Source organism: Geodermatophilus amargosae, assembly GCF_900116515.1.
Lineage (GTDB): Bacteria > Actinomycetota > Actinomycetes > Mycobacteriales > Geodermatophilaceae > Geodermatophilus > Geodermatophilus amargosae.
The window spans coordinates 1-10,592 of sequence record NZ_FPBA01000050.1 but is presented as its reverse complement, the minus strand read 5'-3'; the positions used below and the strand labels follow the sequence as shown (position 1 = coordinate 10,592).

The 10,592-nt window shown below is 68.2% G+C and carries 7 protein-coding genes and 4 pseudogenes; 4 read left to right on the top strand and 7 right to left on the bottom strand.

Annotation, left to right across the window (positions count from 1 at the left end):
• Positions 1-365: pseudogene (locus BM414_RS27850) on the bottom strand (ferritin-like domain-containing protein); the annotation flags it as partial.
• A gap of 731 nt (positions 366-1,096) precedes the next feature.
• Between BM414_RS27850 and BM414_RS27845 the strand changes: the two are divergent.
• Positions 1,097-2,035, top strand: a complete 939-nt coding sequence (locus BM414_RS27845) for a CapA family protein (protein ID WP_175551886.1) — start codon at positions 1,097-1,099, stop codon at positions 2,033-2,035.
• 168 nt (positions 2,036-2,203) lie between these two features.
• Positions 2,204-3,439, top strand: coding sequence for a transposase (locus BM414_RS27840; RefSeq protein ID WP_245785044.1), 1,236 nt, complete (start codon positions 2,204-2,206; stop codon positions 3,437-3,439).
• Between the two features lie 1,044 nt (positions 3,440-4,483).
• Here the strand turns inward: BM414_RS27840 and BM414_RS27835 are convergent.
• Entirely contained in the window at positions 4,484-4,915 is a 432-nt protein-coding gene (locus tag BM414_RS27835; RefSeq protein ID WP_217644968.1) for a tyrosine-type recombinase/integrase, read from the bottom strand.
• 171 nt (positions 4,916-5,086) lie between these two features.
• On the opposite strand from BM414_RS27835, the pseudogene BM414_RS31210 reads away from it, so the two are divergent.
• A pseudogene (locus tag BM414_RS31210) lies at positions 5,087-5,484 on the top strand (IS3 family transposase); the annotation flags it as partial.
• A 51-nt stretch (positions 5,485-5,535) separates the two neighbouring features.
• Here BM414_RS31210 and BM414_RS27830 read toward each other — a convergent pair.
• Positions 5,536-6,201 (bottom strand): hypothetical protein, encoded by a 666-nt coding sequence (locus BM414_RS27830; protein ID WP_217644967.1) that lies wholly within the window; start codon positions 6,199-6,201, stop codon positions 5,536-5,538.
• A gap of 388 nt (positions 6,202-6,589) precedes the next feature.
• Positions 6,590-7,815 (bottom strand): annotated as a pseudogene (locus BM414_RS27825) (IS3 family transposase); the annotation flags it as partial.
• A gap of 276 nt (positions 7,816-8,091) precedes the next feature.
• Between BM414_RS27825 and BM414_RS29930 the strand changes: the two are divergent.
• On the top strand, positions 8,092-8,265 hold the full coding sequence (locus tag BM414_RS29930; RefSeq protein WP_175551885.1) for a hypothetical protein: 174 nt from the start codon (positions 8,092-8,094) through the stop codon (positions 8,263-8,265).
• Between the two features lie 515 nt (positions 8,266-8,780).
• On the opposite strand, the gene BM414_RS27820 is transcribed toward BM414_RS29930, so the two are convergent.
• From BM414_RS27820 to BM414_RS27815, 3 genes and pseudogenes are all read right to left on the bottom strand, one after another.
• Positions 8,781-8,987, bottom strand: a complete 207-nt coding sequence (locus BM414_RS27820) for a hypothetical protein (RefSeq protein ID WP_093585222.1) — start codon at positions 8,985-8,987, stop codon at positions 8,781-8,783.
• A 98-nt stretch (positions 8,988-9,085) separates the two neighbouring features.
• Positions 9,086-9,220: a hypothetical protein gene (locus BM414_RS31600; RefSeq protein WP_281246806.1), complete on the bottom strand. Its 135-nt coding sequence runs from the start codon at positions 9,218-9,220 to the stop codon at positions 9,086-9,088.
• A 795-nt stretch (positions 9,221-10,015) separates the two neighbouring features.
• Positions 10,016-10,491 (bottom strand): annotated as a pseudogene (locus BM414_RS27815) (transposase); the annotation flags it as partial.
• Positions 10,492-10,592 lie beyond the last annotated feature (101 nt).

The window sequence follows — 10,592 nt, the reverse complement described above, 5'->3', positions numbered from 1 at the left end:
CGGGTCTCCTCGGCCTGCTCGGCGAGGACCTTGACGTAGGTGGCGCGGTCGAGCAGCTGGTGCTCGAGCGACAGGTCGCTCAGCAGCGCCTCCTCGAAGGGGGCCGCCTGCTCGAAGGTGGCCTTCAGGCCGGCGCTGAGCCGACCGAGGGCCGGGGTGACGACGTCCGGGACACCGCCGAGAGAACGGAGCGCCTCGGTGATCTCGATGGTGCGGGCAGCTGCGTTGTCGGCGTTCTGGGTGAGCTCGCGGCGGACGGCGTCGGTCCGGGCCTGCGAGATGCGAGTGCGCGCGACCTGCTCCTCGGTCTTGGTGAGGAGCACAAGGGCGCGAAGCTGGTTAACAATCTTGTTGTTGTTGGCCATGTCTTCACCATGCCCCAGAACCCCGGGTGCTAACTGTTGCAAGCGCATTGCTAGCAGTGAGTCCTGTCACGCCCGCTCGGCTGACGCAGCCCCAGTTCCTCCGCCACTCCCACAAACCCGACCGTCGCCCTGATCGGGTACAGCCGGCCGGTCCCCGACCGACGCGCCCCCTCCCAAGGGATCCCTGCGGGACACCGGTGCCCGATTGCTCCACGGCGCGAACGTCGCCGTAATCGGTTTCGCTTGCAGGGACGTTGATCGCAGGCGACGGTGCGACAAAATCTCAGCATGCCTCGCGAAGCCTCCCCAGAATGATGGAGTTGGCGATCCGGCACGGTCTCATCGCGTAAAGGTCCGGCGGCGCCCAGTGCTCGCCATGCGCACGGGCCGTCCATCTCGGGCGGAGGCCGTGCCTCGAGCCGCCGCGACGGTCCGCCGACTCCATCATTCCGGATATGTCCGGCGCAGAATCCCTCGGGCGAGCGGCGAAGGGACCTATGCCGCCTCCGCGCCGATCGTCGCGCCCGGGGAGCGCCCTGCTCCTGCGACTGCTGAGCACGGCGACCCTCTGGCTGGTCGCCGCCTGCTCGGCCGACAGTCCGGTCGACCAGGCCGCCGCGCAGGAATCGACGCCCAGCGCCTCGGCGGGCACCGAGGCAACGCCCGAGCCGACGCCGTCTACGACTTCGAGCGCTCCGCCGGAGAGCGAGGCCGGCGTCGCAATCAGTGCCGTGGGCGACGTCATCATGGGCGCTACGCCGGAGCTGCCTCCCGACGACGGACGCCACCTCTTCGACGCCGTCGCGGACCGGCTTTTTGGGGACATCGTGCTCGGCAATCTGGATCAGGCGCTGACCGACGTCGCGACGTCGGACAAGTGCGGCGGCGACAGCAGTGGCTGCTTCGCCTTTCGGGCGCCGCCGTGGTACGCCATGGTGCTGGACGAGGCCGGGTTCACGGTCATGAACCTGGCCAACAACCACACCCACGACTTCGGCGACCAGGGAGTGCTCGACACGCAGGCGGCGCTGTCGGCGGCGGGCCTGCAGTACACGGGCATGCCCGGACAGATCACGTGGCAGGACGTCGGATCGCTGCGGGTGGCGATCGTCGGCTTCGCTCCCTACGGATGGTCGCAGAGTCTGCTGGACATCCCGGCTGCGGTGCAGCTGGTGGCCTCGGCCGACGAAGAGGCCGACCTGGTCCTGGTCACGATTCACGCGGGGGCGGAAGGTGTGGACTACACCCACGTTCGCCCGGGCAGCGAGATTTTCCTCGGTGAGAACCGCGGGGATGCCGTCGCCTTCTCTCACGCGGTGATCGACGCCGGGGCGGACGCGGTCCTGGGTGCCGGACCCCATGTGCTCCGGGGGATGGAGTGGTACCGCGGCCGACTCATCGCGTACAGCATGGGAAACTTTCTCGGCTACGAGACGCTGTCCAACGCCGGCCCGGCCGGCATCGGCGGGATCGTCTCCCTGCGGCTGACCTCCGACGGGACCTGGGACGGCGGTTCGCTGGTCGGGACGGTGATGGCCGACCCCGGAGTGCCGCAGATCGATCCCGCTCAGCAGGCGCTGGCCATGGTGCGAGTTCTGTCCAGCGCCGACTTCGGCCCCTGCGGCGTCGGCATCTCCCCGACCGGCACGTTGGGCCCGCCGACGTGCTGACCCGGCTCTCGGCCTGAGCATCCGCTCCACGGCAAGTCCGAGCAGCAGCTTTGTGCCCCCGGCACGGACTCCCGACGGCAAGACCGGCTGTCCCATAGCGGCCCACTTACGACCTCGTGCATGGTTAGCGGGACGGCTGGGCCGTGACCGACGGGGCAGGGTCGTGGTGTGTCCAGGACGCTGGCCCGAGCCGCTGCCGTCGCCGATCGCCGGGTGACCGGACTGTCCCGAGAAGTGCTGGCTGAGCTGGTCGCCGAGCTCGGGCCGCGCTGGCAGGGGCGTCAGGACGCACGGCTGGCCGATCAGCCGCGGCAGCGGGCGGTCGGCGCAGGCGCTCGGTACCGGCTGGTGGTCACCGACCGGCTGCTGGCCACCCTCGTGCACCTACGCCATGGGGTCACCCATGACGTGCTCGCCTGCTGGTTCGGGGTCTCCCGCTCGACGATCACCCGGGCGGTTGGGGAGGTGCGCCCGTTGCTGGCCGAGCGCGGCTGCACCGTTGAGGGTGGCGTTCGGCTGCGGACCCTGGCCGACGTCATCGCCCATCTGGGCGCCACCGGACAGCTCGGTCTGCTCGATGCCACCGAGGTGCGGGTGCACCGCCCGGCGGCCCACGAGGCCGGCCGGCATCGGTTCGTCTCCGGCAAGGCCCGGGCCAACACCGTCAAGGCGCTGGTCATCACCGACGCCGCGGGGCGGCGGCTGTTCTGCGGGCAGACCCGCCCGGGTGCCATTCACGATCTGACCCAGGTCCGCCAGGCCGGCCTGGTGGAGCTGCTGGCCCTCATCCCCGGCATCACCCTGCTCGCCGACGCCGGCTACCAGGGCCTGAGCGCCCAGACCGCCGGCGCGGTGCTCACTCCGCGGCCGGCCCGGCGGAAGAACCAGATCCCGATCTTTCCCGCCGTCGCTGCGGCGCACGAGGCCGAACGCCGGGCTCACGCGGCCAAGCGCATCCGCGTGGAGCACGGCATCAGCCACCTGAAGAACTGGCGAGCCCTGTCCCGACACCTCAGCCGGCGCGAGCACCTCGACACCATCCTGCCCGCGGTCGCCGGACTGGTCCCCAGCCAGGAACGAGCACCACGACCTGAAAGCTTCGCCGCCTGCCGAAAGCGCTACCGGCTGGCACTGCCGCGTGATCGCACTGGCCCTAAACAGGTCAACGACGACCCACGGCTAACCATGCACGAGGTCGTTAGTAAGCGTTGCACAATGAGCCAGCGATCTCCCTCGGCTGTCGTCCCGTTGACCGGTCAGCTGCACCTGCTGGTTTGGGAGAAGTTGCGTCGAGGTGGACCCGCGGTTACCGGCCAGGACTTGAGCAACAAGCCAGGTGTTCTGCAGTTTTGTGAGCTCAGCGGCTGTGTCCGTCGCCGCCGGGTCGTTTGGCGTGAGGAATAAGGCGATGTTGCCGATGTCTGCTGCACCGAGCTCCATCGCGCCCTTGACGAGAGTGATCATTGCAAGCGTATCCGCGACCAGCTTATCGTCGCCCACGATTCGCCGCGCGAACTGGTCGCGCGTCTCCCCAAGGGTAGCGCTAACCAGGTTCGGCTAGGTCTTCGCAAATTCCAGAGCAATCTCTCGAGCTCGCGCCCAGTCGTGGATAATAAAATCCATCTCAATCTTGGCTCTGAACCGCGTCATGCGCGGAACACTGCCAGCTGGGACCGACAAGCCCGCAGTCGCGCCGGGATACCCATCTGTCCCTTCGCCGTGACGACACAGGTCGGGCGCTCGTGCCCCGGGCGGTTATCCCCCGTCGGGACGACGGTCCCTGGGAGTGCGCTTCCGGCCCACACGGGACCACCCACCAACAGACGTCCGCCGTCCACACTCCCCTGCGCTTCGCACAACCCGCCCGGTCCGTCTGCCGCTGGTCGTGGGAAGGGTCGGCCGCAGGCCGATCCCGGAGGGACGCGAAGCGCCCCTCCCGCGACCGAGGCAGCCGGCACGCTGATCGGGGTGGGAAGCGCGTCGCCGGCCGGTACCGCGAGCGTGCCGACGTAGGAGCCGCATTCCGTTCCGCAGCCATGGGTCATGGCAGCCAACCGCGCGCCGCGCCGTCACCGGGGCACCTGCCGCCAGTCCCCATCCAATCCCCAAAAGGTGCAACAAGACCCATCTGTCTCCGAACGTCACCAACCATGAAAAGTGCAGGTAACGAGCCATATCAACCAGGAGCCACAGGTCCTCAATCACGCCGGGGGAGTTCGCGATGTACTACGACATCTGATGCGGACCGGGCCGGTGACCTGCGCAGAGCAGGTCACCGGCCCTTCTCGTGCTCTCGATCTGCTCCCAGCGCAGATGATCACCGCGGTCACCGCGGGAGCGCAGTACCCCGACGACGGTCCGGGTGGCTTCGTCCCGGTCGGGTCACGGGTGTCCGTGGGTTCAGCGTCGTGGTGGCCGAGCCGTGCCGGAGCCGGTGCTGCACCGCCTTCACGTCCGACCCCGAGACGTCAGCAACGAGGCACAGGAGTGCCGCAGGTCGTGGAACCGGAAGTCCTCCGGTAGGCCGACGCCCTTCCGCCGGGCCGCCAGCACCGCCCGCTCGATCGCCCAGGTCGACGACGGGCCCCGCATCCCGTCGGTGACCACGGTGTGTCCGGGGAATCGGCGCATCGCTGCAGCCAGCTGGTCGACGAGCTCGACCGGGATCGGGATCGACTCGCCGCTCATCGCCGACTTGAGCGGCATGGCGCCGGCCTGCTGAACCGGGGTGACGACACCTGCCTCGAGGTCGACGTCGACGACCCGAAGGCCGACCACCTCGGCGGTCCTCAAGCCGGCGAAGGCTCCGAGGAGCATCGCAGGCCGCAGGTGTTCTGCGACGGCGTCGTGCAGGGCGAAGACCTGATCGGTCGTCGCCACGTAAGGCCTCGCGCGTCCCGCCGGCGGCGAGGTCCGCCGCGAGCAGGGCGACCGGACGAGTAATCCATCGTGAACCGCGTCCGCCATCACCTGCGACAAGCGACGGTGCAGCTGGATCGCTGACCGTGAAGACGGCCTCGCGCCTGCTGCGGCGGGTGACCGCGTGACGGGGCCAAGGACGAGTCCGCGGAGCTGCGGGACCTGCGCCGGCGCAACAAGTTGCTCGAGCAGGAGAACGAGATGTTGCGGCGGGCGACGGCGTCGTTCGCCCGCGACGTCCTCCCAACGTGATCTACCCGTGGTCCGTGAACTCGCCGCCGAGCAGATTCCTGTCGCGGTGACCTGCCGGATACTCGGCTTCTCCGCAGGCCTTCTACAAGTGGTGCGCCAATCCGGTGAGTCAGCGTGACTGGGACGACGTGCATCTGATCAACGCCGCGGTCGACATCCATCACGACGATCCGGAGTTCGGCTACCGGCTCATCGCCGACCAGCTGGCTGCAGGAGAAAAGTCGGACGTTCGCGCTTGTCTACGGCAAGCCTGCGCAACACCTGGAGGACTTTGGAGTCAACTTGCGGGGACTGCCAGCTCAGCCAAGGTCCCGGTGTGCGGCGGCCGGTCAGATGCAGGAGACGTTGTAGTCGAACTCCGTCGTGTACTGGGTCAGCTCGATGACCCCGCCCGGCGTTAGCGGCGCCACTCCGCAGGTCGCCTGCGCATCCCCCCGTGTGGACCCGCCGGGACGCCAGTTGGACAGCCCGTTCAGGCTGCTGGTCGAGTCGACACCGTTCCCGATGATCTGGTTCCACTGGGCACGCGTCGAGTACAGCCCAACCCCGCGGGAACCGATGGAAGTGAAGTAGTCCGTCATCCCCTCGAGGACGGCGGCGTTTCGGATGCCGCCACCGGCGGTGTAGTCCCAGCTGTTGGCCACCTCCACGTCCAGCCACCACATGTACTGCTCCGGGTGGCTGATGCCGCGGCTGGTGGCGTCTTCGTACGCTCGATCCCACCCGTACTGGTAGGCGCACGCGCGGGAGTTCGAGCCGTCACAGATTCCGTAGTGGTTGCTGCCGGATCGAGGCCACAAGCCCCCACCTGCCGGGTTGGCGGTGTTCACGTACAGCTGGACGTCGTCGTGCACGGTCCCGCCGGTCGACCCGGCCGCCCAGGCCAGCTGGGTAGCCAGACAGGGGTTGGTGGTTGAGGGCGTGCCGCCGTTGACGCCTACGAGGGCGAACGCCTGTCCGGTCGGCAGCGGCTTTCCGCACTGCGGATATGACACGTCGACTCCCTGGAGCGGGCCCTCGGACGGTGCTGCGTGAGCGATGCCGGCGGACCACGGTATGGCGAGTAGGAGCGCGGCGACGAGCGCTGCCCCTGCCCACTCGAGCCACCGTCGACGTTCGGCGCTCCGCTTGACCGCTGGTGATCGACCGAAGACGCACACGCGCGCCCGGCAGCGAACGGGGTTGGGCAGCGTGATCATCAACGATCTCCCTCTTCGCCGCGTGGCTCGGCGAGATGGAGGCAACATTGGCGAGTCCCTCAGGTATCTGTCAAACGGCCCCGCGGCGGCCCGACCGCAGCCGTTCGGCGCCCTGAAGCTGAACCACCCCGGCGAGTTCGGAGACCCAGGGTGTTGAGACTCCGACCGTCTGCTGGGCGGGGTGTTGGCCGTAGAAGATCTGTTCGTACTCGACCGGGGTGAGGTCGTGGCAGGCGGTGTGCAACCGCTGGTTGTTGTGCCAGTCGACCCATTACAGGGTGGCCGGCTCCACGTCGTCGATGTCCTTCCAGGGCCCGCGACGGCGAATGAGTTCGGTCTTGAACAGCCCGATCTGGCTCTCGGCTAGGGCGTTGTCCAGCGCGTCGCCGACGGTGCCGACGCTGGGTGTGGCGCCGGCGGCCGCGAGACGCTCGGTGAAGGCAATGGAGGTGTCCTGCGACCCGGCGTCGTAGTGGCATACGAGCCCCCCAGGTCGTTCACGCCTTCTCGGGCGCGGGTCCAGATCGCTTGCTCGAGGGCGTCGAGTACCAGCTCGGTGCGCATCGAGGTGGCCGCCCGCCAGCCCAGAATCCGCCGGGAATGGCAGTCGAGGACGAAGGCGACGTAGACGGTGCCCGACCAGGTCGCCACGTAGGTGAAATCAGCGACCCACACGGCATCGGGCCGAGCCGGAGAGAAGCGGCGTTGCACCATGTCAGCCGCTCGCGGCGTACTCGGATCGGCGATGGTGGTGCGATGCCGGCGGCCGCGGCGGGCGCCTTCCAGACCCAGTTCCCGCATGAGCCGTTCCACCGTGCAGCTGGCCGCCGGCATGCCCTCGCGGTTGAGGGCCAGGCACACTTTCCGCGCGCCGTAGACGCCGTAGTTCGCATCCCAGATCCGGCTGATCTCGGCCTTCAGTTGCTCGTCTCGCACGGCTCGATCAGACCGCCGGGTGCGGGCGTCGTAGAAGGTGCTGGGGGGATCGGCGTTCCGTGCTCGCTGAGCACGCGGCAGATCGGCTCGACCCCCAGCGCAGCCCGTCGGCCATGTGCCGGTCGGCGTGCTCGGCCACGAACCTCACGAGATCCGGTGTGGCCGGTCGAGCTCGGGTGCGAAGGAACCCGCCGCCGCCTTGAGATCTCATTGGCCCGACGCAGCTCTTTGACAGCGGCCTTCAGCCGGCGCAGCTCCGCGGATTCCTCGCTGGTCACGCCCGGGGGGAGACCGGCGTCGACCTCGGCCCGGCGGATCCACTTGCGCACCGTCTCGGTGGTGCCGATGCCCAGCTTCTGGGCGACCGAGCGCATCGCGTCCCACTCCCGACCTGTGGTCAGCGCGGCACTCGGCGACCAGCCGCACCGCCCGCTCCCGCAACTCCGGTGGGTAGCGCCCGTGGCGTCCTGCCATGACTCCATCCTCCTCGAGGACTGGAGTCTCCGGACTTGCCGGGATGGTTCAGTACAGGGCGCCCTTGTCGTATTCGTTGCGGATCTGGGTGCCCTGGCACGGGCGGGAGAGCAGCTGAGGCGTGCCCATCAGGTAGCGAGAGGGCGCCCGCGGCCAAATGGCGCGGTTGGCGGAATTCGGCGCGCTCGACGACTATTTGTACCAGGCGGGCTAGCTGTGCCGGATGGACCTCTACCGGTACACGGGCTAGAACACGCGACGCGGGGGTGGCAACCGGTGGTGGTTTTCCTGCTCACGGTGTTCACGGCACTGGTTCTGCTGGCGGCTGGCTTCCTGCTCGGGGTGTTCTGGCTGCGCGACGAGCACGCCCGGCTGACCGCGTTGCGCGAGGAGGTCGAGCGCAAAACCGTGATGATGAAGCAGCTGGCCCATGGCGATGTGCCGCCGTGACGTCGCGCGGTGAGGTACCGGCAACCAGTCACCCCCATCAGATCGACACAACTGTGCTACACCGCCGGCGTTTCCGGCAGTCGAGGGGTGCTCGAGAAGCGATTAGGGGACGGCGACACCAGATCGGCTCGTCCGTGCTCGCATCCTGGAAGCCTCGTCACGTCCGTGACGGCTCATCGCGCTCTGCATAATAGGAACGACGTGGCATAACAGGAGCGACGTGCGTCCACCAGGGACACCTCCGAAGTGTCCCTATTGGGCTCGCATGAAATGTGCATCTCGGGCTCCCGCGCGCGCGGGGCTTGATCTCGATGCGCAACCACGGTCGACGCGACTGACCGACTGCTGGCTGAATTGTCCACCGATGTCAGTCCGGCCGAGCCTGTTGAAGCCGGACTTTCCCCTTCACTACGCATTCCGCAAACCCGGACTCCGCCGCTCCCGCTTCCCCATTCGGCGCTTCGGCACACGTGACCGCCGAGTTCGCCCAAGCCATACAAGACGAGCCGAAGAGCTCAGTCAAAAGGAAGGGTCCTCATCTGTGTCGGCTCATGCTGCTTGCCGGTCCTGGCCTTGGAGCCGGCACACGTCGGCGCGGACGCTGGCTGGTGGTCCTGGGCGGTGAGGTAGCCGCACACGGGACAGTAGAAGCCGATCAGCTCGCCGCCGGCCGATCGGTGGGAGGGGTCCTGGGCGTCGTGCCGGTCCAGCGCCACCAGCATCCTCGCTCCTGCGCTTTGAGGTGGGTCGGTACCTAGCAGGCGTCGCCGTCCCCGGGCGCTGCGCACGTCTGCGTCCCTCGGGCGGCCGGTCATCCGAGTCAGGACGGCGGATGGGTCAGCGTGAGGCAGATCCGGCACAGCGGCCAGTCCTCATCGCCGTCATCAGGCCAGCGCCAGTCGCGCGGGTCCAGCAGGGTGACCGGGGCCAGGCACAGCGCCCGGCCGAGGATCAAGCCGGCGTCGTAGGCGCAGGAACGGGCTCACTCGTGAGGCTTCAACCACTCCGGCAGGTCGCCCCCCTCCCCCCAGTACTGCGTCCACGTCCTCACTGGCTCCTTCGCCGCATTCCCGACTTCCTGTTCAGGGGCTTCTAGTTCCTGACGTCTCGCTACCACAAAGTTTCGACGGTATTCGGCATGCTGGCCACGGTCCCAATGCACCTGCTCGCCGGAGGTCGAGGGAAGAGTCCCGGCCGGCTTGTAGCAGCCGAGGTCAAGATTTGTATCCGTATGACAGTTTGTGCTGAATTCGAGAACGTTCCCGATCATCCCTAACTCGTCGAGTAAACGCCGAGCCTAAATCGCGACATCTACCCCTGCCAGCACATAAACCCGGCTGAACAGGGTTTCGACATTGTCGTTGGCCCCTTGGATTGCCAGGAGTTGAGGCGCGTCCGGGTACGGAAGCTCGAGACGCCGTGTTTCGCCTGCATCGTCAGGTGGAAGGAATGGCCCCATCAGCTGTCGAGCTTCATCCACGGCGGTCAAGTACTCGCTATAAGCAGTGACGCGTTGCGTCTGCAAGAACTCGCGATTGGACCTCTCATCCTCTCGATCTGCCGTGATGTTGTTCCATACCACACCCCACCGAGACCGATGGCGGCAGCGAGCAGTCCGGCAAGCACACCGCTGACGGCACCTAGCCGTGCAGCCCTCCAGTCCACCTGGCGGTTCTTGCGGCCCTCGCGCTCCTCGGCCGTCGCTCCCCCGCCGCTAGCGCTCGACACGAGCGGAGGGTGATCACTCGTTTCAGTTCGACGGCAGATGGCGGTAGCAGATGAGGACGCAGGCCAGTTGGAGTAGTCCGTGGTGGATGTCGCCGCGTCGCTCGTAGCGGGTTCGCAGCCGTTTGAAGGCGTGCAGCCAGGCGAAGCTGCGCTCGACGACCCAGCGCTGTCTGCCCGGGCCGGAGCCGTGGGCGACGCCGCGGCGGGCGTTCGCGGAGTGATGCCACGGGCGCGCAGCTGTCGGCGGTAGCTGAGGTAGTCGTAGCCGCGGTCGGTGAACAGCTCTCGCGGTCACCGGCGGGGTCGGCCGCGCCGGCCGCGGATCGGCGGCACCGCGTCGACCAGCGGGATCAGCTGGGTGAGCTGATGGCGGTTGCCGCCGGTCAGGGTCACCGCCGGCGGGATCCTGTGGGCGTCGCGGATCAGGTGGTGCGGGCCCCGGGGGCGGCTGCTCAGAATTCCGAGTCCAGGTGGCCCAGCAGGGTCGGGGCGTCCCAGGTGGGTGGCGGCATGATGCGGCGGATGGTCAGCAGCGGCTGCGCGGTGTCCGGGGGGTCGGAGAGCTGGAAGGCCGCCCGGTATCCCGCCGCGGCGACGTG

Excerpts from the sequence above, each read along its gene's own strand:
- BM414_RS27820 (WP_093585222.1), bottom strand. The coding sequence starts at position 8,987 with ATGCTGGTGGCGCTGGACCGGCACGACGCCCAGGACCCCTCCCACCGA.